At 71.5% G+C, this 23,050-nt stretch carries 13 protein-coding genes; 5 read left to right on the top strand and 8 right to left on the bottom strand.

What is annotated here, in order from left to right; translation table 11 throughout:
- Positions 1-176 precede the first annotated feature (176 nt).
- Entirely contained in the window at positions 177-869 is a 693-nt protein-coding gene (locus tag GQQ93_RS13975; protein ID WP_157424836.1) for a phosphocholine cytidylyltransferase family protein, read from the top strand.
- A gap of 87 nt (positions 870-956) precedes the next feature.
- On the opposite strand, the gene GQQ93_RS13970 is transcribed toward GQQ93_RS13975, so the two are convergent.
- Entirely contained in the window at positions 957-1,496 is a 540-nt protein-coding gene (locus tag GQQ93_RS13970; RefSeq protein ID WP_170296206.1) for an ECF transporter S component, read from the bottom strand.
- A 92-nt stretch (positions 1,497-1,588) separates the two neighbouring features.
- On the opposite strand from GQQ93_RS13970, the gene GQQ93_RS13965 reads away from it, so the two are divergent.
- Entirely contained in the window at positions 1,589-2,401 is an 813-nt protein-coding gene (locus GQQ93_RS13965) for an ABC transporter permease (RefSeq protein ID WP_157424941.1), read from the top strand.
- Entirely contained in the window at positions 2,401-3,183 is a 783-nt protein-coding gene (locus GQQ93_RS13960) for an ABC transporter ATP-binding protein (RefSeq protein WP_157424834.1), read from the top strand. Before GQQ93_RS13965 ends, GQQ93_RS13960 begins: the two co-directional genes overlap by 1 nt.
- 258 nt (positions 3,184-3,441) lie before the next feature.
- On the opposite strand, the gene GQQ93_RS13955 is transcribed toward GQQ93_RS13960, so the two are convergent.
- On the bottom strand, positions 3,442-13,509 hold the full coding sequence (locus tag GQQ93_RS13955) for a hypothetical protein (RefSeq protein WP_157424833.1): 10,068 nt from the start codon (positions 13,507-13,509) through the stop codon (positions 3,442-3,444).
- Positions 13,510-13,653: 144 nt separating this feature from the next.
- Here GQQ93_RS13955 and GQQ93_RS13950 point away from each other — a divergent pair, with 144 nt between their 5' ends.
- Positions 13,654-14,631 (top strand): hypothetical protein, encoded by a 978-nt coding sequence (locus GQQ93_RS13950; RefSeq protein ID WP_246192330.1) that lies wholly within the window; start codon positions 13,654-13,656, stop codon positions 14,629-14,631.
- A 17-nt stretch (positions 14,632-14,648) separates the two neighbouring features.
- Here the strand turns inward: GQQ93_RS13950 and GQQ93_RS13945 are convergent, their stop codons facing one another.
- The 5 genes from GQQ93_RS13945 to GQQ93_RS13925 form a co-directional block, all read right to left on the bottom strand.
- A complete protein-coding gene (locus tag GQQ93_RS13945) occupies positions 14,649-15,941 on the bottom strand; it encodes a CDP-glycerol glycerophosphotransferase family protein (protein ID WP_157424832.1) in 1,293 nt (430 codons plus the stop codon).
- Between the two features lie 86 nt (positions 15,942-16,027).
- Positions 16,028-16,873 (bottom strand): glycosyltransferase family 2 protein, encoded by an 846-nt coding sequence (locus tag GQQ93_RS13940; protein ID WP_157424940.1) that lies wholly within the window; start codon positions 16,871-16,873, stop codon positions 16,028-16,030.
- Between the two features lie 40 nt (positions 16,874-16,913).
- Complete coding sequence (locus GQQ93_RS13935) at positions 16,914-17,726, bottom strand: CDP-alcohol phosphatidyltransferase family protein (RefSeq protein ID WP_157424831.1); 813 nt, start codon at positions 17,724-17,726, stop codon at positions 16,914-16,916.
- 5 nt (positions 17,727-17,731) lie between these two features.
- Positions 17,732-18,787 carry a glycosyltransferase family 2 protein gene (locus GQQ93_RS13930; RefSeq protein WP_246192329.1) on the bottom strand — a complete coding sequence of 352 codons (1,056 nt, stop codon included), beginning with the start codon at positions 18,785-18,787 and terminating at the stop codon, positions 17,732-17,734.
- A 130-nt stretch (positions 18,788-18,917) separates the two neighbouring features.
- Positions 18,918-20,729, bottom strand: a complete 1,812-nt coding sequence (locus GQQ93_RS13925; RefSeq protein ID WP_157424830.1) for a S1C family serine protease — start codon at positions 20,727-20,729, stop codon at positions 18,918-18,920.
- Between the two features lie 167 nt (positions 20,730-20,896).
- Here GQQ93_RS13925 and GQQ93_RS13920 point away from each other — a divergent pair, with 167 nt between their 5' ends.
- Positions 20,897-22,141, top strand: coding sequence for an aminotransferase class I/II-fold pyridoxal phosphate-dependent enzyme (locus GQQ93_RS13920; RefSeq protein WP_157424829.1), 1,245 nt, complete (start codon positions 20,897-20,899; stop codon positions 22,139-22,141).
- A 25-nt stretch (positions 22,142-22,166) separates the two neighbouring features.
- Here GQQ93_RS13920 and GQQ93_RS13915 read toward each other — a convergent pair whose 3' ends face one another.
- Positions 22,167-23,048 (bottom strand): carbon-nitrogen hydrolase family protein, encoded by an 882-nt coding sequence (locus GQQ93_RS13915; RefSeq protein ID WP_157424828.1) that lies wholly within the window; start codon positions 23,046-23,048, stop codon positions 22,167-22,169.
- Positions 23,049-23,050 lie beyond the last annotated feature (2 nt).

The following is a 23,050-nucleotide window of genomic DNA, read 5'->3' as shown; positions in this document are numbered from 1 at the left end:
TCATATCACGATCGCACTACGACCGGTGCCCCCGAATGGCGACTCGCGAGCACCCCCGGATACGCTGGGTTGCGGCATAACGGCGTGTCCACATGTGAACTTCCGGATGAACTCCGGGCGAACTCCGCAGAACGAGGTCGCCCGGTGGGGGCATCCGACCCACCGAAGGAGATGCAGTGACCACCCAGATCGTGATTCTCGCGGCCGGCATGGGAAGCCGGCTCGGGCGATCCCTCCCCAAGCCCCTCACCGAGCTCAGCGACGGCCGCACCATCATGCGCCAGCAGTTCGACAACGTCGAGCACGCGTTCGGTGCGAACGCCAACGTGACGATCGTCGTCGGCTACAAGCTCGAGCACATCATCGAGGCGTTCCCGCAGGCGTCCTTCGTCTACAACGAGGAGTACGACCAGACGAACACCTCGAAGTCGCTCATGCGCGCCCTCGCGGCCTCGCAGTCGGGCGGCGTCCTGTGGATGAACGGCGACGTCGTGTTCGACCCCGCCATCCTCGACCGCGCCCTCCCCTTCATCGCGCGCGACCAGTCGTTCGTGACGGTGAACACGGCGAAGGTCTCCGACGAAGAGGTGAAGTACACGACGAGCGCCGAGGGATACATCAAGGAGCTCTCGAAGACCGTCAAGGGCGGTCTGGGCGAGGCCGTCGGCATCAACTACATCTCGGGCCGCGACAAGGCCACGTTCCTCGCGCACCTGCAGCGGGTCGGCGACCAGGACTACTTCGAGCGCGGCCTCGAGCTCGCGATCGAGAAGAACGGTCTCCTCGTCGAGCCGATGGATGTCTCCGACCTCTACGCGGTCGAGATCGACTTCGCCGAAGACCTGGAGCGTGCGAACCACTTCGTGTGACCTGCACCGCACAGCGCAAGAGACGAAGGGCGGATGCTGCGGCATCCGCCCTTCGTCGTACCCGGCCGCGACGCGGTCGGGGCTCGCTCAGCGCAGGGTGCGCGCGACGCCCGCCCGCGACAGCGAGGCGGCGATGACCCGGCCGAGCCAGGTGAACAGCACGGGGCTGAGCGCGAACATGACGAGGTAGATCGCCCAGAACCACGGCGCGTAGTGCTCGGGACCGAGGGCGATGAAGGTGCCGACCGCGAGGATGATCCCCGAGCCGCCCGCGGCCACGTAGTAGAGCCACGGAGACCAGTTCTTGTAGCGCGTGAGGAAGAAGGGCAGCTCGAGCAGCGCACCGACGAGCAGGCCGGTGCCGAGGAAGCGCAGGATCCAGTGCGGGGCGAAGGCCGCGCCGACGAGGCCGGCGATGAATCCCGTGAGGATGCCGACGCCGGGGCGCTTCAGCAGTGCCAGGGCGACCGCGCTCGGCAGGAAGTGCGTGCCGATTGTGATGCCGTAGAGCATCGGCGCGATGCCGGCGACGAGGCCCGCGAAGTACCCGGAACCGGCGGCTACGAGGCCACCCCCGACCCCGATCGCGGCACAGCTGAGAATGACGCGGGTGCTGGTGCGATGCACGGGGCGCTCGATTCCTTCCGGGTCGGGCTCGGCACGTCGCCACCCGTCTGCATCAAATCTACCCCGGAGAGCCATCTACGATGAGAGGCGTGATGAGCACAACATCGGTGTCGTACCGAGACGCGCATCCGCTGCAGCGGACGCCGTTCGCGAGATATCGGCATGCGCTCTGGCTGCTCACGACGCGGGACCTCAAGGTGCGCTACTCGACCTCCGCCCTCGGTTACGTCTGGTCGGTGCTCGACCCGCTCATCATGGCGGGCATCTACTGGTTCGTCTTCACGCAGGTGTTCGACAAGGGCGTCGGCACCGATCCGTACATCGTGTTCCTGCTCTCCGCGCTGCTGCCGTGGATGTGGTTCAACGGGGCCGTTTCCGACTCGACCCGCGCGTTCCTGAAGGACGCGAAGCTCGTGCGTTCGACGATGATCCCGCGCACGATCTGGGTGAACCGCATCGTGCTCTCGAAGGGCATCGAGTTCGTCTTCGCACTGCCGGTGCTCGCGCTGTTCGCGATCGTCTTCGGTGCAGAGCTCAACTGGCAGGTGGTGTACTTCCCGCTCGCGGTACTCCTGCAGGCCGTACTGACGGCCGGGGTCTGCCTCATCGTCGCCCCGCTCGTCGTGTTCTTCCGCGACCTCGAGCGGGCGGTGAAGCTCGTGCTCCGCTTCCTCTTCTACGCGACCCCGATCATCTACGCCTCGACCGACCTGCCCGAGGGCATGCAGTTCTGGGCGGCGTTCAACCCGCTGTCGGGCATCTTCTCGCTCTACCGTGCCGCGTTCTTCCCCGAGCAGCTGATCTGGTTCGAGGTGGCGGTCGCGGCGCTGATGTCGCTCGCGTTCCTCGCCGTCGGGCTCTGGATCTTCCGTCTGTCCGAGCGTCAGGTGCTGAAGGAGATCTGATGACCGAGGCATCCGTTCGCGAACTCGGGCAGGAGTCGCCCGAGTCGTTCGACATCCGCGTCGACGGGCTCGGCGTGCGCTTCCGTCGCAACCGTCGCGGCCGGCGCTCGTTCAAAGACCTCTTGGCGGGGCGCCGTCGCCGCACCCGGCCCGGCGAGTTCTGGGCGCTGCGCGACGTCTCCTTCGACGTGCGCCAGGGCGAGGCGATCGGGGTCGTCGGCCGCAACGGCCAGGGCAAGTCCACCCTGCTGAAGCTCGTCGCGGGTGTCATGCTGCCCGACGAGGGCTCCGTCACCGTCACCGGCGGGGTCGCCCCCCTCATCGAGATCACCGGCGGCTTCGTCGACGACCTCACCGTGCGCGACAACGTGTACCTCACCGCGGGCCTGCACGGCATGTCGCGGGCGCAGATCGACGCGCGTTTCGACGACATCATCGGCTTCGCCGAGATCGGCGACTTCCTCGACACCCCGTACAAGCACCTCTCGAGCGGCATGAAGGTGCGCATCGCGTTCGCCGTGATCTCGCAGCTCGAGGAGCCCATCATGCTCGTCGACGAGGTGCTCGCGGTCGGCGACAAGGCCTTCCGCGAGAAGTGCTACCGCCGCATCGACGAGCTCCTCGCGGGCGGGCGCACCCTCTTCTTCGTCTCGCACAACGAGCGCGACCTGCGTCGCTTCTGCACGCGCGGGCTCTACCTCGACAAGGGCGCGCTCGTGCTCGACGCCTCGATCGACGAGGTGCTCGAGCACTACAACCGCGACTACGACACCGGCAAGTAGGCACGGCGCGCGCGCTGCCGCCTCCGCCCCGCCGCGCCGCACGCCGCACGCCCCGCCGCGCCGCCCCCGTCCCGCACCCGCCGAGTCGCCGAAAACCGATGTAAACGGCGGGATTTCGAGCAGTTTTCGGCGACTCGCTGAGCGCGTCGGCGCAGGCGCGTCGGCGCAGGCGCGTCGGCGCAGGCGCGTCGGCGTCGGCGCGTCGGCGTCGGCGCGTCGGCGCAGGCGCGTCGGGCGTCGGCGCGGGCGCATCCCTCCTCAGTCGGACGTGCAGATGAAGTTCTCGAAGTGGCCCGGAGTGCCCGAGAACGCCTTGCCGGTGTTGTTCTTGAGATCCTTCGTGTAGACGATGGCGGCCTCGCGGGCGGCCGAGCCGCTCGCCTGCACGTCGCCGAGGGTCGGCGCGCCGTCGAAGTCCGCCCTGGCACCGGTCACGTAGGCGAGCTTCTCGAGACCGGCGATGTTGTTCGGGTCGATCTTGCGCACGTCGTTCCAGCCGCCGTACGCCGAGTTGCACGCCGTGTACAGGTTGTACGCCCCGCCCCAGTCGAGCAGCTTGTCGCCGTCATTCGGGCCGTTGGCCGAGACATCCGCCTGCAGCACGTCACGGTCCCACCCGCCGTACTGCCAGTCGGTGCCGTGGTGGTGCTGGCGCGTCTCGGTGCGACCGGCGGCGCCGGCGCCCTCCGGCGCGGTATCGGCGTAGGCCTGCACCATCGCGAACCACGACGCCGGGTCGACCCCGGAGCGCGGCTGGTAATCGATGATGTCCGCACCCGCTTCGCTCGTCGATGCCCCGTAGCCGCCGAAGAGCACGTCGATCCACTGGCCGTCCTCACCGGGGGCGTTTCGGCCCGGCAGGTCGGGGGTCCCCACCTCCGGGTCGCCGCGTCCGCCCCACATGACGTCAGCGCCGTCGTCGCCGTAGGCGTAGTCGCCGCCCGAGTCGCCGTTCATGAGGTCGGCCCCCTCGCCGCCGTGCATCGAGTCGTGTCCCGGCCCACCGCGCATGCGGTCGGCTCCGCCCTCGTCGTGCCCGTTCTTCACGAGCACCGAGCCGTCGCGGTCGTGCGTGAGCGAGGTGCCGCGATAGAGCGGATGGGCTTCGAAGGGATGCAGCACCGCGTCCTGCGCGCCCGAATCGGGTCCGCCGAGGTTGATGCCCGGAGGGCCCTGGCTCGTGTGCGTCAGGATGTCGGGGTCGCCGGCATCGCTGCCGTCGGTCTCGACGAACCGGGTCTGCACACCGCCCCGGTCGCCGACCATCGCATCCTCGCCGGCGCCGCCCCACATCGTGTCGTCGCCGAGCTCGCCGAATTGGTCGTCGTCGCCGTCCTCGCCGAACAGCCGGTCGTCGCCGTCCTGGCCCCACTGGCTGTCGTCGCCGTCGTCGGCCCCCGCCGAGATGAGCGGGTTGGTGCCGTTGCCGCCGAAGACGAGGTCGGCGCCCCAGACGCCGGCCGCAGCGGGCGCACCCACGTCGTAGCGAGTGACGTCACGTTCGATCACGGCCGAACCGTCGTCGGGCGCGTCGTTGTCGGGGTACCGCTCCTCGTACACCGCGTACGCGGCGTCCGACCCCTCGCCCTCGACGGTGCGGTTGAGCTCGCCGTTGTCACCGAGCTGGAAGTCGGCCTCGCCGTCGCCGAAGAGCCAGTCGCCCGCGTCGCGGTGGCCTGCGAGGTTCGAACCGCCGAACTGGTCGTCCTGGCCGTCGGCCTCAGCCGGCCCCATGAGATCGGCTCCGACGCTCGGCGCACCGGGCAGACCGCCCGGGACGGCCGGCAACGCGGGCAGAACTCCCCCGACCTCGGGCGGCAGCTCGATCCCGCCGTAGGCGTCGACCGGCCGGTCGCCCACCACGATGTCGGCGGCGCCGTTGCCGTGCTGGAAGTCGGCGCCGCCGTCGCCGAAGAGCGCATCGCCGCCGTCCTGGCCGAACTCGGCGTCGACGCCGGAACCGCCGTTCAGGATGTCACGACCGAACTCGCTCGGGAACGGCCCGTCGAGGTCGTGGTACACGAGCCCGCGCCGCGTCTCGACGCCGAGCTGGCTCGTGACGTAGTGGAACTCAGAGGGCGCCGGGTCATCGAGCGCCGGGCACGAACTCGGCGCGAACTCGATGCCGGGCACATCGCGCACGATGCACGCGTTGTCGCCGGCGAGCACATCGGCCCCGCCGCCGCCCCAGAGCACGTCGCCCGCGTCGGGCTGGTCGGGGAAGCTCGAGCCGCCGACGAGGTCGTCCTCGTCCGCGTTGCCCTCGAGCCAGTCGCCGTCCTGGTCGCCCTCGACGAGGTCGTCGTGCGCGTTGCCCTGCACGAGGTCGTTGCCGCCTTCGCCGAACATCCGGTCGTTCTCGTCGTTGCCGAGCATGAAGTCGCCGCCCGATACGGCGTCGAGGTCCGCCCCGGTCTTCTCGGTGTCGAGCAGCTCGACCTCGCGGAACACCCCGCCGGTCACCGGGTCGGTCAGCCACGCATCGGCGTCGTCGGGGTCGGGATGCCTCGTGAGCACGGCGTTGTCGCCGGTCATGACGTCGTCCTCGCCGTTGCCCTGCATCTCGAGCTCGCCCTCGTCGAGCGCGTTGTTCGCGCCTTCCGGGTCGGCGAGCGGGTTGACCGGCGAGGAGCCGCCGAGGAGGTCGTCGGCACCGTCGGACACATGGTCCGAGTCCTCGTCGAAGCCGAAGATCCGGTCCTGCCCGCCATTGCCCTCGAGGTGGTCGTCGTGGGGGCCGCCGCGCAGCGTGTCGGTGCCGTGGCCGCCGAAGCCGCGATCATCGCCGCCGGTCGACCACGGGGCATCCACGGTGTCGAAGTCGCCCCAGACGAGGTCGTCACCGCCGATCGTCGGGGCGACGAGCGTGATGTCGGTCACCGGTGATCCGTTCGGCGTGCGCGGCTGCCAGCCGTCCGCGGGCGGCTCGACGAGGCGTGCGGGTGGGGCGATGACGCCCTGGTCGCCGACGAGGTCGTCTGGGCCGGCGCCGCCGATGAGGCGGTCGCCCGCGAGCTCTCCGAAGAGCTGGTCGTAGTCGTCGGCGCCGTAGAGCCGGTCGGCGGCATCCTGCCCGTGGAACTCGTCGGAGCCGGCGCCGCCGTCGCCGAGATCGGGCCCGAAGGTGCTCGGGTCGCCCGACGGGGTGATCGTGACCGCGTCGAGCGCGTCGAGCACGCCGTTCGCGCCGCCGTCGATGTCGACGTCGTCGCCGAACGCACGGTCGTCGTCGGGGCCGCCGTACATCGTGTCACCGGCATCGGGCCCGGTCACCCCGTAGTGGCCTCCGATGATGAGGTCGCCGCCCTCCTGGCCGTGCAGCTGGTCGCTGCCGGCGTTGCCGAAGAGCACGTCGCCGCCGGGGCCCCCGAAGCCGAAGTCGTCGTCGGCGTCGCCCCAGACCTCGTCGTCGCCGGTCTCGCCGAAGAGGTGGTCGGCGCCGCCGTTGCCGTGCACGAGGTCGGCCCCGGAACCGCCGAAGGCGTTGTCGGCACCGCCCTCGCCGTAGACACGGTCCGGCCCTGCACCGCCGCCGAGCGACGGGTCGCCGACGCCGACGGTCTCGCTCGGATGCGCCACGCGGGCGCCGGCGGCACCGTCGACGGTGCCGTTGTCGCCGAGCACGAGGTCGGCGCCGTCACCGCCGTCGGCCGTGTCGCCGCCCATCGTCGCGTCGCTCGCGCCGTCGCCGTCGCCGATGAGCTCGTCGTCGCCGGCCTCGCCGTTGATCGTGTCGGCGCCCGGGCCGCCCCACAGGCGGTCGCCGTCGGTCCCGCCGTTGAGCGCCGGGTCGGCGTCGGACTGGCCGTGCACCTCGTCGGCACCGGCCTCGCCGTTGATCGTGTCGGCGCCGCGCCCGCCGTAGAGCAGGTCGGCGCCGTTCGACCCGAACAGCTGGTCGGCGCCGTCACCGCCCTGGATGCGGTCGGCCGAGTCGTCGACTCCGCTCGCGACGAGCCGGAACCCGCCGAAGAGCAGGTCGTCGAGCCCGCCGCCGAAGATGCGGTCGGCACCGCCCTCGCCCTCGACGCGGTCGTTGCCGTCGCCGGGCTGTGCGGCGGGCGACTCGTCGCTCACGTCCTCGGCGATCTCCTGGTCGCCGTAGAGGCGGTCGTCGCCGCTGCCGCCGAGCACCGTGTCGTTGCCGGCGCCGCCGATGATGGTGTCGATGCCGTCGAGCTCGTTCTGCACGCCCTCGGGCAACGGCGCGCCCGGAGGCACTTTGAGCTTGTCCTTGCCGCCGCGCAGGGTGTCGTTGCCGGCGTCACCGCGGATCGTGTCGCCGCCGAGGCCGCCGTCGATGACGTCGTTCTTGCCGCCGCCGCGCAGCGTGTCGGTGCCGTCGCCGCCCGTGATCTGGTCGATGCCCTCGCCGGTGCCGTCGGCCTCGTCGCCCGATGCGGTGTTCGTGCCGTCGCCGAGGGTGATCGTGTCGTCGTCGGGGCCGCCGACGACGACGTCGTCACCCGAACCGGTCACGATCGAGTCGTTGCCGGTGCCGAGCCTGGCGTCGCCGACCGGCGCGGTGAACGGCCAGCGGTTCGGGTCGTCGGGCGGGGTGTCTCCGCCGACGTTCGATTCGTTCTCCGGGTCCTCGCCCGCTTGGGCACCCTCGCCGGATCCCGAGAACAGGAACGAGTCGTTGCCGGTGCCGGAGTCGAGCTTCACTCCGACGCCCTCGTAGGGCTGGCTGTACCCGAACGCCGTGACGATGAACGGGTAGTCGCCGTCTCCGTCGGGTTCGGCCGCCATCTGCCGCACGGTGAAGCTCTCGTTCTCGACCTCGGTGAACGCCGTGCGGGCACCGGCCCGCGGGCCGACGTTCAGCACGACCCATCCACCGATCTCCTCGGCGAGCACCGGCTCGTTGTCGGCGCAGGAGGAGGAGAACTCGAAGAGCGTGATCTCGGCGAGCCGCCAGCTGTCGGAGTAGCAGAACGGACACACCCCGAACTCGGCGAACACCTCGAGGAACGCGACGAGCTTGCCCTCGATGTCGAAGAGGCAGATCGGCGTCGGGAACTTCTCGATGATCTCGTCGATGTGCATGCGGCCGTCGGCTTCGGGCGTGTCGTTGAGGTTGAGCCCGAACGTCGCCGTGATGCCGCCGCGCACGCCCGCCTCGGCGATGAAGATATCGAGCTTCGCGCCGGCCGTGATCGTGCCGGAGACCTCGAACTCGGCGATGTCCTTGCCTTCGGTGTCGAGGTCGGTGAGGTACAGGCTCTGCAGGAACGGCGTCGCGATCGACTCGGCGTCGAGCGTGATGCCGTCGCCGCCGATCAGCTGCTCGCCGAGCATGCGGATGCCTCGCGTCGAGACGCCCGCGCCGATCTCGGCCTTCGCGTCGAGCGCGCCGCCGATCGTGACGTAGAGCACCCCGAAGAACGGTCCGAAGCTCATCGTGTACTCCATCTGCACGGTGAGCGGGTCGGGCCGCCATTCGACGACCGCGCAGTCCTTGCCGAGCAGGAGGCCCACGAGGCACGACGGGTCGTCGAACACGGGGTAGCTGAAGTCGGACGCGTCGCCGGAGCCCGTCGAGGCGCCGAGCGCATCGAAGTCGTCGGCCTTGCCGTCGTCGGCGAGCGGGTCCTTGACCTTCGATGCGAACTCCGACTTCTTCGCGGGCGAGCCGGCCTCGCTCTCGACTGCGTCCTCGTCGTAGAGCTCCTCGACCTCGTCCGGTGTCGGCGGTGCGCCATCGCGCGCCGAGTCCGCGGAGAGCGAGAGAGATTCCACGAGCACGATCGACTCGCCGTTCGCGAGCGTCTTCGCGAGCTCGAGGAACTCGAACACCTGGTTGATGTCCTTCAGCAGTGAGACGTCGACGGCCCCCGTCAGCTCGGCGAGGTCGACCATCGTCACCGGCGGTCCGTCGAAGAGCTCGGAGAGATCGCTGATCACCGGGATCGGCGAGAACAGGAATTCGCGGAGCGGTTCGATCGGCTCGATGATGGGGTCGATCGTCGCGATGACCTCGCCGAACATCTTCGTGAAGAGCTCACCGGCCTTCACCCCGATGTCGTTGAGTTCGATCGTGGGATCCGAGCTCGTGTCGCCGTCGAAGCTCCAGTCGAGCACGAAGTCAGCGGTGAAGCTCGGCAGGGTCTTGTTGACGGTGCTGTACGTCTCCCCGCTCGAGATCCCCGTGTCGATGCCGAGGTCGAGGTGGATGCCGCCGGTGATGCTCGGCTCGGTGAGGAAGTCGCCGACCTCACCCGAGACGAACGACGCGATGGGGATGATGCCGGTGCAGTGCTGCGCCGCATCGACGACGCCGGCGTCGTACGGTGCGGCCAGGTTCTCGCAACCGGATGCCTCGAGCCCGAGCTGCGCGGTGAGGCTCGCGCCGCTCGCGGCCCCGCCGGGCTCGTTGTCCGTCGCCTCCATGCCGATGAAGCCGATGCGACCTGCGATAGGTGTGGCTGCCGTGAGGTGGGCGCCGAGGTTCACACGGACCTCCTGCGGGCCGTCGGCGTTCTCGGGGTCGGCGGCACCGGTGCCGGGCACGGGGTTGTCGAGCAGGTAGAAGCCGTCATCGCGCGAGATGCCGAAGCCGAGCTCGACGGTCCAACCGGCCTGCGCCGTGACCTTGCCGGTGAGCGAGAGCGGCAGGCCGGGCAGGCCGAGGTCGAGCGGGATCTCTGCGGTGCCGGGGCACGCGGTCGTATCGGGGCACCCGTCGCCGCTGATCGTGCGCGCGCCCTGCCCGAGCTCGAGTTCGATCCGCAGGTCGAGGAGATCGGCGAGCGGGGCACCCGACGGGCACACGACCTCGCCGCCGACGCCGTCGTCGCAGACGGCGACGACCCGGATGTCGGTGGCACCCGGCACGGTGTCCCCTGCCGCTTCGGCGGGCCAGGCGCCGACCGCGCCGTAGTCGCCGTCGCGCAGCACTCCGGCGGCCACGAGCTTGTCGGCGAGCACCTGGCGGATGCCGTTCGGGCCGTAGACCGCGTCGTCGACGTTCGCCGTCGGAAGGCCGGGGATCTGCGGGTCGTCGAGGAATGCCTTGACGTCGGCGAGCCCATCGGCGAGCGCCGTGAGGTCTTCGCCGACGACGGGCAGCCGGCCGCCCGCCTGACTGGCCTTGATCGCGAGATCGAGCAGCATGCCGATCGACTTCAGCCCGTCGGTCAGGCTGTCGAAGCTGAAGTCGAGGCTCGAGAGCACCGAGTCGAGCGCTGCGGGCGCGGTGACGTCGGGTGCGGCGGCGAGGTCGTCGATCGCCACCGTCAGGTAGTCGTCGGCGCTCGGCGTCGCGCGCGGTGCCCCGCTGAGCGTCTGCAGTCCGCTGCCCGGGTCGTACAGCACCGGCAGCGCGGCGCAGCCGAAGGCACCCGTCACGGGCACTTGCCCGGGCGCGGCGCACTCGTAGCCGCCGTCCTCCGGGGAGCCGGCCGTGAAGTCGAACGTGCCCGCGAAGTAGTCGGCCACCGGCATCGGCGCCTCAGCCGGGTCGCCGGGTGCGGGCGCATCCGATCGTCCGAGCGCGAACTCCACCCCGACGGCGATCCGTCCGGTCTGGTTCGCCGCGTCGCCGAGCTGGGCGCTGAACGGCCCGAGGTGCACGGCGAGCTCGGTCGCACCGGGCGAGGATTCGGTGACCTCGGCGGTCACGGCGAGCCGGCTCGAGTCGAGCAGCTTCGGCTCGGTCGGGTCTGAGCCGGGCTCGAGCCCGACGACCACGCCGAGTTCGAGCGATGCCGCGAGCGCGGCGTGGAGCTCGCCCGCGCCGGAGGCGCCGGCGATCGCGGGGATACTCGCATCGGCGAGCGAGAGCGGCACGTCGATCGCGTCGGTCTTCTCACCGCTGAGGTCGATGACGAGCACCGGGTCGAGGTCGGAGCCGTCGTCGAGATCGCGCAGCCGGAAGCCGACGTCGAGCCCGAGAGCCGCCTCGAGCTCGGTCTCGAAGTCGGCGAGGTCGACGGGGAGCTCGCCGCCGCGGAACTCGTCGTAGGCGTCCTTCAGTCCGGTGACGTCCTGCAGGAGGCGCTCGATGCCGCGGTTGAGGAAGGGCACGGTGGCGCCGCCGCCGAGTGCCGAGTCGACCGAGTCGACGGCGTCCACGACGGAGCCGAGACCATCGAGCGCACGCCCGAGCAGGCGCGAGGGAGCCGAGGTGTCGACGTCGAGCGACCGCAGCAGTGCCATCTCGTCGTTGCCGCCGCTCGCGGTGAAGCTCGACGGGTCGAAGCCGGTGCCCGCCACGGTGATCGTGCCGGCGTTCTCGGTGAAGTGCTGGGCGGGGTCGGCGCCGTGGCCGTGCACCTCGAGGGCGGCTTGGACGGTACCGTGACGGGTCGCCGCCGCGACCGGATAGCTCGCAGGCTGCGCGCCCTGCGGGTGGAGGCCCGAGAGCAGCTCGGTCAGCCGCGGGGTCGTATCGCCGCCCGAGGCGGCGTCGACATCCGCTTCGGTGGTGCTCGACCCGCCGTCCTGGTCGAGTTCGTAGCCTCCGGTGACGGCGGCGGGCACGAACCCGATCTGCCCGCTTCCCGCCAGGTCGACGTCGACCTCCTGCGTCAGCCGAACCTCGGCCCCGTCGACGAGTCTGGTCTCGAACCGCTCGTAGACCATCGGGTCCTCGAACTCGACGACGGCGGTGGACGGGTCGTCCTCGCCCGCCGCTCCCTCGCTCGAGGCCTCGGCGAGGTCGATCACGATCGGCAGGTCGATGTCGACCGCGACGTCGGTCTCGGGCGTCTGCTCGGCACCGGCGGTCACCGCGCGCAGTCCGGTCTGGTCGAGCAGCTGGTCGCCGAAGGCGAGTTGGGCCGCGGGCGGCGGCACCGGCAGGTTCGGGTCGAGCGGCGGCAGCACGGTCTCCGCGACGCCGTCGAGCTCGGTCGAGATCGTGAAGTCGAGCTCGACCGACGCGTCGTCGCGATCGTAGACCGGGGTGATCTCGGCGTCGACGCCGGTGATCGCACCCTCGATCGCGTCGGCGAGATCGCCGACGGTGGCGATCCCGATCTCGATCACGGGATCGACCGGGTCGGTGGGGTCGTCGCCGGACGGCGGTGTCACGGTGATGAGCGACTCGGCGAGTGCGGCGAACTCGCCGCCGAGGTCGTAGAGGTCGGCGAGAGTCCCGCTGAGGAGCGGCAGCTCGGCGTTGACCGACGGGTGCCGCTGCAGCGCACGGAGGAGGGTGCCGTACTGCACGAGCCCCGACACGAGGTCGGCGGGGCCGATGCGCGTGAAGGCCTCGAACGCGGCGAGGTCGCCCTCGCTCGCGGTGAGCACGGCGAGCAGGTCGGGGTCGGTCGCGAGATCGGCGTCGAGCGCGAGCGACGGCGGGTCGAGGGCGTCGAGGCCGAGCAGCGAGGAGCCGAACCCGATGTCGGCGGTCGCACTGCCGTCGACGGCGAAGGTCGTGAGCTGGTCGGCGGGGATCGTGAGCTCGCCGGGCGTCTCGTCGCCGCCCTCGAATGCGGGCGGCTCGAACATGGCGAGCCGGCCGTCGCCGTTCACGTCGTCGATGGTTCCCGTCCACTCGGCTGAGACGTCCACGGTGCTGCCGTCGAGGATCTCCACGTCTCCGACGCCGACTGCGGCAGTGCCCCCGGGGAACGCGAACTCGCCGTCGCCGGCGAGGTCGGCGGTGAACGACACGTCGGGCTCGCCCTCGGTGGCGTCGAGCCAGAAGCGCTCGCCCTGCGGGTCGGTGCGCACGATGCCCGAGAACTCGAACGCGAGTTCGTAGGGGGCGGGGTCGGCCTCCGCGGTGACGAGTCGCAGCGGTTCGCCCCCGGGGCCGTCGGGATCGACGATCGCGAGCGGCGATTCCACCGTACGCGTGGCCCGGATGGTGAGGTCGAAGCCGCGGGTCTCGCCGGAGTCGACGAGGTTCGCGGTCGACACGTCGAGCTGGGTTCCGGCGACGTCTGCGTCGAGGCCGTCGACGGCATCCATGAGATCGGCGGTCGTCGCCACGGGGTCGAGTGCGAGCAGCGCAGACTTGACGCCCGTCGCGAAGGTGCCCGCGAGCTGCATCGCGGCGCCGGGATCGACGACCGTCGCCCCCGGGGCGGTGTCGGCCAGCGGCAGTGCGGCCGCCAAGGGACCGACGTCCTCGTAGTCGCCGAGCGCGACCTCGGCGAATGCGGCGATGCCGGCACGGAGCTTCGCGACGTCGTCGGGATCGGCCGCGAGCGGCTCGGCATACGCCGCCTGCGCCGCGCCCGTCAGGGCGAGCGCCCAGGCGCCGACCACGGCGACCGCGCGGAACGCGATGCGTCGCCCGCGCCGGCGATGCGGGTCACCGGATCCTCCCGCATGCGAGGTCGAACGGTTCAGGTCATTCTGGGCGCGCATGAGAGTCCCCCCGGGTCGATGCAGCCCGGCGCGCACGGGTCGTGTGCGCGCCCGAAGCTGTTTCTACTCCGCTGCCGACCCCGTCGACAAGAGAAACCCTCACTTTGGGGGGCAAAATCAGTCGCGGCGTCTAGGATCGTCGCCATGTCCGACCGCGTGCATTCGATCACCTCGATGGGCCAGAACGACCCGCGCGAGGGCGCCGAGTCGCCGACCGGCTCGCCCGCCGACGCGGGTCGCGCCCATGGCGTCGAGCGGGCGATCGACCGCGCCCTCGCGATCCAGCGTCCGATCGTCGTCGCGCATCTGCGGAGCATCCGCCGTCGAGCACCCGGCGCGACCCCCGACCAGCTCGTGCGCATCCTCGAGCGCCGCTACCTCGCCGCGGTCACGACGGGCGGCGCCGCCGTCGGCGCGACCGCCGTCGTGCCCGGCATCGGCACGGGCGTCACGCTCGCCCTCTCAGGCGTCGAGACGGCCGGGTTCCTCGAGGCGACCGCGCTCTTCGCGCAGTCGGTCGCCGAGGTGCACGGCATCCACGTCGAGAACCCCGAGCGCGCCCGGGCGCTGGTCATGACGCTCATGCTCGGGCAGGAGGGCAGCGACCTCGTGCGCCAGTTCGCCGGTCAGGCGACGGGCTCGGGCGTCGCACGCAACGCCTACTGGGGCGAGCTCATCACCAACAGCCTGCCGAAGGCCGTCATGGGCACCGTCGTCGACCGGCTCCGTTCGGTCTTCATCAAGCAGTTCGCCGTGAAGGGCGGAGCGGGCATCATCGGCAAGGCGATCCCGTTCGGCATCGGCGCCGCGATCGGCGGCATCGGCAACCACGTGCTCGGGCGTCGCGTGCTGACGCAGTCCCGGCTGGCCTTCGGCCAGGCGCCCGCGGTGCTCCCGCTCGAGCTCGAACCCCGCGGCGACGAGACCGTGGTCACCGCGACCGGCCGGCGACTCGCGCGCACGGCGGGCATCGTCGGCGGTGCCGTCGGTCGCGCCGCGAAGCGGCCGTTCGCGAAGCTCACGGCCGGGCGCGATGCAACCGACCCGGTCGAGCCGGGTGACGTCCACGAGGGCGGGGCCGGTTCAATCGAGGCGGATGCCCCGCGGCCGAACGAGCCCTGAGGCGCGCCGGTACATCGCTAGACGAGCTCCTCGTCGTCGGTCTCGCCCTCTTCGTCGTGCTCGTCGACCTCGCCGTCCTCGGCGTGCAGGGCCGCGAAGCGATCCCATTCGGCCATGAGGTGGTCGATCGCCGCATGGAATCGGGCGGTCGTGACGCCCGGCGTCGTGTCGCCGAAGTAGCGTTCGACCCAGTAGCCGAGGCGGGCGAGCGCCTCGGCGTCGTGCGCGACCTCGTCGACCCTGGCGACGAGCGCCGCTCCGTCGCCGGCGACGAGCCACTCGCAGGCCTGCAGGTAGCCGCCCGTGTCGATCTGCGCGGCCGGGTTGGCCGGGCGGGTGATCAGCAGCGGCTTGCCCGCCGCGAGCCGGTCGTAGACCATCGCCGAGATGTCGACGATCGCGACGTCGGCGGCGGCGAGCTGCCAGCCGAGCTTGGGGCCGTCGTCGAAGACGTGCTGCGCCCCGGGGTCGGCGGCGTTCGCCTGCTCGATCGCCTGGATGATGCGCTTGTTCGCCGCCGCATAGGCCTCGTCGACGACGCCCGAGCGGGGGTGCGGCCGATAGATGACGCGGTGCCGCCCGGTCGCGAGCAGGCCCTCGACGAGTGCCACGCCGTGCGAGGCGATCGAGCCGTAGGCCGCCGCTGCGCGGTCGCCCTCCCAGGTCGGCGCGTAGAGCACGACCTCGCGCTCGTCGGGCGTGTACGGCAGCGGGGCGCCGTCGAGGTAGTGGTCGGCCTGCGGACGCCCGATCGGGATCGCCCGCTTGTCGAAGTCGTAGTCCCACAGCACCTTGTCGAGCCGCGCGCGGGCCGCGTCGCCCGCGATCAGGGCGTAGTCGTACGCCTTGAACTGGTTCGTGGTCATGTACATCTTGTCGGACTCGCCGTGGTTGACGAACACGTGCCAGCGGCGACCGTAGCGCATCATCTGGAAGTTCTTCGCGTTCTGGTTCACGTAGAGGATCACGTGCAGGTCTTGCTCGTGGATCACCCGCTCGAGGTCGGCCACGCGGCGCACGTAGGCGACGGGCAGCGGCGACTCGTCGAAGAGCTTCAGCGCGGCGCCCGACGCCCGGCTGAGCACCAGCACGGGGTGGGTCTCGGCGAGTTCGGCGAGCGGTGCGTACCACTGCCGCAACTGGTACAGGTTGACCTTGCCGTCGGCGAAGTACACGCCGATCTTGAAGCGATGCGGCTCGAGCGGCGGCCGCTCGGCGAGCTTCGCCTTCAGCGCGCGCTGCGCACGCCGGGACCACATGATGTCTTTGGCGAGCTTCACTGCGCGTCGCGCGTCTTTCCTCAATCCCACCGTCCAAGGGTAGCGAGGTCTGACTGAGCGGATGCCGCGCTGCGGGCGCTCGGGCGAAAGCGAAGGCCGATCGTGACGAGCGGCGGTCAGACGACCGGCGGCCGCCCGGCACGCGTCATCCGCCAGACGGTGCGCCACCGCATCGGGCGACGCTCGCCGGGAGACTCCCGCCACCCGGCCGCCCAGCCGCCGAACCAGGCCTTGAGCGCGGCGGGCTGTCGCGCCCAGCGCAGCATCTGGATGCCCGTCCACGAGCCGACGTAGAACGGCACGAGCAGCGCAGGCAGGTTGCGTCGGGCGAGCCACACCCGGTTGCGGGCGTTCAGGCGGAAGTAGTACGAGTGCCGCGCGGGGTCGATGACGGGATGGGCGGCCTCGAGCGAGCCCTCGTACCAGGCGATGCGTCCCGTGTCCCAGACGCGCCAGGCGAGTTCGATGCCCTCGTGCGCGTAGAAGAACGGGTCGGCCCAGCCGCCGGCCTCGTCGAAGGCCGCGCGCGGCATCAGCACCGCGCCCTCCCAGCACGAGAAGACCGGACTCGAGTGCGCGGGGTCGCCCTTTCGGATCCGCGGGATCCAGCGGCGCGGCGAGACGAGTCCCGTCGGATCGACGACGCGCGGCTGGACGAGGCCGAGCTCGGGCCGCTCGGCGAGCAGCCGGACGCCGTCGGCCAGGAACGCCTCGCTCGGGAGGAACGCGTCGTCGTCGAGGAAGAACAGGACCTCGCCCGACACCTCGGTGACGCCCGCGTTGCGGCCGGCGGGGATGCCGAGGTTCTCGGGCAGGTGACGGGTGCGCACCCCCGCGGGCAGCGGGGGCTCGGCGGTCGCAGGATCCCAGCCGTTGCCGACGACGATCACGTCGGTCTCGACGCCCTGCTGCACGAGCACGCTGCGGATGCCTCGCGCGAGCTCGTCGGGACGCTTGCCCATCGTGAGCACCACGACGCCGACGCGCGGAGCCGGGCTCGTCTCAGGAACGGACACGACGGGACGCCATGATCGCGACGAAGTGCCCGATCACGGCCAGCACGGCGAGCGGAAGGAGCGCGGCGACGACGAAGCGGTCGACGACCGGCTGCCCGGCGAAGAGCCCGACGAGGGCGGCCGCGAAGGCGATGAGCGTGAGCTCGACCGAGTGGTACAGCCGATGGAACGGCAGGAACCTGGCCGCCTTGCGGAGCTTCGCGACGAGGCCGCCGCGCGGCGCGGTCTCGCCGTGGGTGTCGGCGAGCTTCGCGAGCCCGGCGTTCGCACGGGCGACGTGCACCATGTCGTTGAGCGCCTTGTTGAGCACGATCACGAGGGCGAGGAGCGCGCCGATCGTCGTCCAGAGGAAGTCGGCGGGGAACTCGAGCGGGTACGCGGCCGCGCGCAGGCCGAGCGCGAGCGGGATCAGCGCCTCGGTCGTGTAGTGCCCGACCTTGTCGAGGAAGACGCCGGCGGGTGAGGAGGTGCGCCGCCAGCGGGCGACCTCGCCGTCGCAGCAGTCGACGAGCATCTGCAGCTGGCCCAGCACGACCGCGAGGAGCGCGCCCCAGATGCCCGGAATCAGGAGCGCGGCGGCCGTCGACCAGCCGACGAGGATCATGAGCCCCGTGACCCCGTTCGCAGAGATCGGCGTCTTCAAGAGCATCCACGTGAGGTAGATCGAGAAACGGCGCAGGTACAGCGACGCCGTCCAGTGCTCGGCGTTGCGCCGGCCGCGCACCTCGGGCGGCTGGGCGACGGCACGCAGCTCGGCGATGCTCGCCGGCCGCACCGTCACCGGTCGGGCGTCAGACATCGTGCTCACCTTCCCGTGTGCCGTGCGATGTTGCTGGTCAGCGAGAGATAGCCGAGCACGAAGCCGATGCCCCACGTGACATGTATGCACGGCAACACTACGAGAAACCATGCGGCCGTGCTCGCACCGCGCCCGCGCGCGGCCGAGAACGTCGCCGCGGCGACGAACAGCAGGTACACGACCGGCGCAACGAAGCCGAGGAGGAGCCACGGCGTCGCGCCGAGCAGCGCCTGCACGATGCCGCCGATGCCGAGCAGGAGGCCGAGGGTCACGCCGACGACCATCGCCGGCGGGATGAAGTAGCGGATGCCGTTCGACGCGGGGAAGCGCCGCGCGAGCTCGCCGCGCCAGAGCCCCGTCGAGAACATCTGACGGGCGAGCCGGTCGACGCTCGAGCGAGGGCGATACGTCACCGCGAGCTCGGGCGTGAACCAGACGGTGCCGCCCGTCTCGCGCAGGCGACGGTTGAGCTCCCAGTCCTGGCCGCGCTTGATCGTCTCGTCGAAGAGGCCGACGCGTTCGAGCGCGTCGCGCCGGAAGACGCCCAGGTAGACCGTCTCGGCGGGCCCCTCGGCGCCGCCGACGTGGAACGCCGAACCGCCGAGGCCGACCTTCGTCGTGTAAGCGAGGGCCACGGCGCGCTCGAACGGCGTCTCGCCCCGCGCGTCCATGATGCCGCCGACGTTGTCGGCGCCGGTGCGCTCGAGCGTCTCGACCGCGATTCGCGCGTAGTCCTGCGGCAGCATCGAGTGCGAGTCGACGCGCACGACGACCGGGTAGCTCGCGGCGCGGATGCCGATGTTGAGCCCCGCGGGGGTCGAGCCGACCGCGTTCTCGAGCACGCGGATGCGATCGTCTCGCGACGCGAGGTCGGTGACGAGCTCGTTCGTGCCGTCGATCGACGGACCGAGGGCGATGAGCACCTCGACGGGGCCGGCGTAGTCTTGCGCGAGAATCGATTCGACCGCCTGGCGAACGTGCGCGACGTCGTTGAGCACGGGCATGACGTACGACACGCCGACGAGCGACGACGGGGTCGTCTCGGGGTGGTGCTCGGGCATGTTCCTCACTCGCGCTGGGGTCGATCGAGCCTAGCAGCAGCGCTCCCGAGGGCGGCATTCCCGGAGACGCCGAACGGGGCCGGATCGATTCCGATCCGGCCCCGCCGCGTGGCATCCGTGCCGTTCAGGCTCAGCCCTCGTACGTGTCGAGGGTGACCTCGACCGTCTGGGTCTCGCCGTCGCGGATGACGGTCAGCTCGGCCGTGGCACCGCCCGCGAGCGCCCGCACCTGCGCGGTGAGGTCGGTCTGGTCGGTGATCGGCAGGCCGTTGAACTCGGTGACGACGTCGCCCGCCTCGAGGCCGGCCTTCTCGGCCGCGCCACCGGGGGTGACCTCGGTGATGAGGGCGCCGACGGTGGTGCTCTTCTCGTCGGACTCGGCCGAGGTGACCGTCGCGCCGAGCAGGCCGTGCGAGGCCGAGCCGTCTTCGATGATCTCCTTGGCGATGCGCTCGGCGAGGTTCGACGGCACGGCGAAGCCGACGCCGATGTTGCCCGCCTCGGCCGACTCGCCGGCCGAGAGGATCGCGACGTTCACGCCGATGAGCTTGCCCTGCGCGTCGAGCAGCGCGCCGCCCGAGTTGCCGGGGTTGATCGCCGCGTCGGTCTGGATGACCGGCAGCGAGACGCGTCCGGCGTTCGCGCTCGGCTGCTGGGCCTGGCCGCCGCCCTCTTCGGGGATGTCGAAGAAGAAGTCGAACGGGCTGTCGCCCTCGCCGCCCTGCTGGCCGTTGTCGCCCTCGCCCTCGCCAGAGCCCTCGTCGCCCTGCGCGTCGTCGGGGGTCGACGGCGCCGCCGAGGAGGCGACGTCGATCGAGCGGTTGAGCGCGCTCACGATGCCGTTCGTCACGGTGCCCGAGAGACCGAGCGGTGCGCCGATGGCGATCGCCGTGTCGCCGACGTTGAGCTGGTCGGAGTCGGCGAACTCGAGCGGGGTGAGGCCCGAGGCGTCGACGAGCTTGATGACCGCGAGGTCGGAGAGGGGGTCGGTGCCGACGAGCTCGGCCTCGTAGAGGTGGCCGTCGTTCGTCTTGACCTGGATCGTCGGGTCGCCGGTCGCGCCGTCGAGCGTCACCACGTGGGTGTTCGTCAGCACGTAGCCGTCGTCGGAGAGGATGATGCCCGAACCGGTGCCCGCGCCCTCGTTGCCCGCGACCGAGATGGTCACGACGCTCGGGCTCGCCTTCGCGGCGACGGCGGTGACGGCGGTCACCTGGTCGGTGTCGTTCACGACGATGTTCTGCGCGGTGCCCGAGCTCGAGGTCGAGGTCGCGTTCTGGTTGCCCGAGACGAGGGCCGTGATTCCCGCGCCCGACGCGCCGCCGATGAGGGCGGCCGCCACGATCGCGGCGGCGACGCCGAGGCCGACGCGGCGCGGCTTCTGGGCCGGCGCGGTGGATGCCTCGGGGCCGGTGCCGTACGGCGGAACGCCCGCGAGCGGGGTGGTCGGCTGGGTCGCGCCGGGCTGGGGGCCGCCGAAGGCCGGCGGGACCTGCCCGGGGACCGGAACGGTGGGGGCCGTCTCCGGGGCGGCGGGGGCGGCCGTCGCCTGCTTGGTGTACTGCGGGGCGTGGTACGGCTGCGGGGCCTGGCCCGGCTCGTACACGGTGCCGGTCGCGGCGGGAGCCGCCGGAGCGGCAGGAGCCGCCGGAGCGGCGGGAGCCGCCGGAGCGGCAGGAGCCGCCGGAGCGGCGGGAGTCGCAGCCGCGGCGGGTGCAGCAGCAGGAGTCGCAGCCGCAGCGGGTGCAGCGGCGGCGGGCGCCTCGGCGGCGGCCGGGGCAGCAGCCTCGGGCGCCTCGGCGATGGTCTCGGTGGTGGCCGTTTCGGCGGCAGTGCTCGCGGCGGCGGTCGTCTCGGTGGTGCTGGCCTCGGGAGCCGTGAGCTCCTCGGTGACCTCGGCGTCGCGGGCCTCGCCCTGTGCGCCGTCAGTCGTGTCGGTCATGTCTGCTCCTTCCAAAGCGATGCCAGCATCCCTCGCCAAGCTGTGCACCGGATCGGCGGTTCCTATGTCCTTGCTATCACCGAGCAGGGATTCGTCCGAACGACCCGTGCGAGGCGACGATTCCCTGCGCCAGCGTACCCGTGCGGGGCTTCGCGTACGGTGTGAGCATGAGCGACTTCTCCCCCGCGCCGGGCCTCAGCCCGTGGCAGCGCACCGCCGCCGGAGCAGGCCTCCTCGGCGCCGACGGCAGTATCGCGGCGACGATCTTCGCCGAGATGAGCGCCCTCGCAGCCCGCACGGGAGCGATCAATCTCGGGCAGGGCTTCCCCGATGAGGACGGCCCCGTCGAGGTGCTCGAGGCGGCTCGCGCCGCGATCGCCGAAGGGGTCAACCAGTACCCGCCCGGGCTCGGCCACGCGGTGCTCCGCGAGGCGATCGCCGCCCATCAGGCGCACTGGTACGGACTCGGGTTCGACGCGGCATCCGAGGTGCTCGTGACGGCCGGCGCGACCGAGGCGCTCGCCGCGACCGTGCTCGCCTTCGTCGACCGGGGCGACGAGGTCGTCACCTTCGAGCCGTACTACGACGCCTACGCGGCGCTCATCGCCCGCGCGGGCGGCGTGCACCGGACGGTGCCCCTGCACTGGGTGTCGGAGGAGCAGGCCGATGGCGGGGCATCCTGGCGCGTCGACCTCGACGAGCTGCGCCGGGCGGTCACCGATCGCACGCGGCTCGTCATCGTCAACTCGCCGCACAACCCGACCGGCGCGGTCTTCGACGACGAGGTGCTCACGACGATCGTCGAACTCGCCGAGCGGCATGACGCGCTCATCGTGACCGACGAGGTCTACGAACACCTCGCGTTCGATGCGCCGCACCGGCCGATCGCGACGCTGCCGGGCGCCCGTGAGCGCACGATCTCGATCTCCTCGGGCGGCAAGACCTTCTCGACCACTGGCTGGAAGGTGGGCTGGCTCACCGCGCCGGCGCCGCTCGTCACCGCCGTGCTCGCCGTCAAGCAGTACCTCACCTACGTCAACGGCGCGCCGTTCCAGCCCGCGATCGCGACCGGCCTCGGCCTGCCCGACGCGTTCTTCACCGGCGCGGCCGCGGCCCTCGCCGCGAAGCGCGACGTGCTGAGCGCCGGGCTCGAGCAGGCCGGGTTCGCGGTCGCGCGCCCGCAGGCGGGCTACTTCGTCGTCGCGGATGCCACGCCGCTCGGCTTCTCCGACGCGGCCGAGCTGTGCCGACGGCTGCCCGAGCTCGCGGGCGTCGTCGGGGTGCCCGTGTCGGCGTTCGTGCACGCCGACCGGCACGACGCCTCCCGCAGCCTCGTGCGCTTCGCCTTCTGCAAGCGCATGCCCGTGCTCGAAGAGGCCTCGGCACGGCTCGCGGCGCTCGGCCCGCGCTGACCGGCGCGCAACGCCCCGTCCGCGCTCAGCGGTGCACGACCCCGTAGCGTCGAAGCGACAGCGCGGGGTTCGTGCGCCGCACCGCCGCGATCCGCTCGCGCGAGACCCACGCGACCGCGATGCCCGGCTGCTCGCCGAGCGCCGCGAGCTCGACCCCCATCGGGTCGACGACGAGGCTCTGCCCGACCGCGACCGGCGGGGTCTGGTCGGCCGCGGCGAGGTAGACCGTGTTCTCGATCGCGCGCGCCAGCGCGAGGGTGCGCCAATGGTGCTCCTTCAGCGGGCCGCGCACCCACTCGGCTGGCACGAGCACGAGGTCGGCGCCGGCGTCCACGATGACCCGGGTGACCTCGGGGAACCGCAGGTCGTAACAGGTCTGCATGCCGACCGAGACGCCGTCGACCTCGAAGATCTCGGGCTCGTCGAGCGCACCGGCGACGACTCGATCGGACTCGCGCTGCCCGAACGCGTCGTACAGGTGCTGCTTGCGATAGCGCGCGACGAGGCGCCCGCCGTCGTCGAGCGCCACGAGGGTGTTCGAGAAGCGCGCCTCGTCGCCCGGGATGCGCTCGAGCACGCCCGCGACGAGGTGCACGCCGAGCTCGCCCGCGAGGGCTCCGAGCGCCCGCACGAACCCGCCCTCGAGCGGTTCGGCGGCGTCGGCCATCTCCTGCCCGAGCTCGGGCGTGAAGTACATCGAGTACTCGGGGAACACGACGAGCCGCGCACCGCGCCCCGCGGCGAGGCGTGCGAGGCGCTCGATCTCGCCGAGGTTCTCCGCGGCATCCGCCCGTGGTGCGAACTGCGCGATCGCGATCGCGAGCTCGTCGCCGTCGGATGTCTCGGCACCCTGCCGGGTGTCGGGCGCCACGGGTTCGTGGTCGGGGGCAGCCGTGCCGTGCGTCATGG

This window comes from Agromyces lapidis (assembly GCF_009749405.1).
Taxonomy (GTDB): Bacteria; Actinomycetota; Actinomycetes; order Actinomycetales; family Microbacteriaceae; genus Agromyces; species Agromyces lapidis.
This window is presented reverse-complemented; position numbering and strand designations above follow the sequence as displayed.

What these genes read in the sequence shown, in the direction of transcription:
- GQQ93_RS13950 (WP_246192330.1), top strand. Translation starts at nt 13,654, where the DNA reads ATGTCCGACCGCGTGCATTCGATCACCTCGATGGGCCAGAACGACCCG.
- GQQ93_RS13935 (WP_157424831.1), bottom strand. Translation starts at nt 17,726, where the DNA reads ATGTCTGACGCCCGACCGGTGACGGTGCGGCCGGCGAGCATCGCCGAG.
- GQQ93_RS13955 (WP_157424833.1), bottom strand. Translation starts at nt 13,509, where the DNA reads ATGCGCGCCCAGAATGACCTGAACCGTTCGACCTCGCATGCGGGAGGA.
- GQQ93_RS13925 (WP_157424830.1), bottom strand. Translation starts at nt 20,729, where the DNA reads ATGACCGACACGACTGACGGCGCACAGGGCGAGGCCCGCGACGCCGAG.
- GQQ93_RS13960 (WP_157424834.1), top strand. Translation starts at nt 2,401, where the DNA reads ATGACCGAGGCATCCGTTCGCGAACTCGGGCAGGAGTCGCCCGAGTCG.
- GQQ93_RS13930 (WP_246192329.1), bottom strand. Translation starts at nt 18,787, where the DNA reads ATGCCCGAGCACCACCCCGAGACGACCCCGTCGTCGCTCGTCGGCGTG.
- GQQ93_RS13940 (WP_157424940.1), bottom strand. Translation starts at nt 16,873, where the DNA reads ATGGGCAAGCGTCCCGACGAGCTCGCGCGAGGCATCCGCAGCGTGCTC.
- GQQ93_RS13920 (WP_157424829.1), top strand. Translation starts at nt 20,897, where the DNA reads ATGAGCGACTTCTCCCCCGCGCCGGGCCTCAGCCCGTGGCAGCGCACC.
- GQQ93_RS13915 (WP_157424828.1), bottom strand. Translation starts at nt 23,048, where the DNA reads ATGACGCACGGCACGGCTGCCCCCGACCACGAACCCGTGGCGCCCGAC.
- GQQ93_RS13965 (WP_157424941.1), top strand. Translation starts at nt 1,589, where the DNA reads ATGAGCACAACATCGGTGTCGTACCGAGACGCGCATCCGCTGCAGCGG.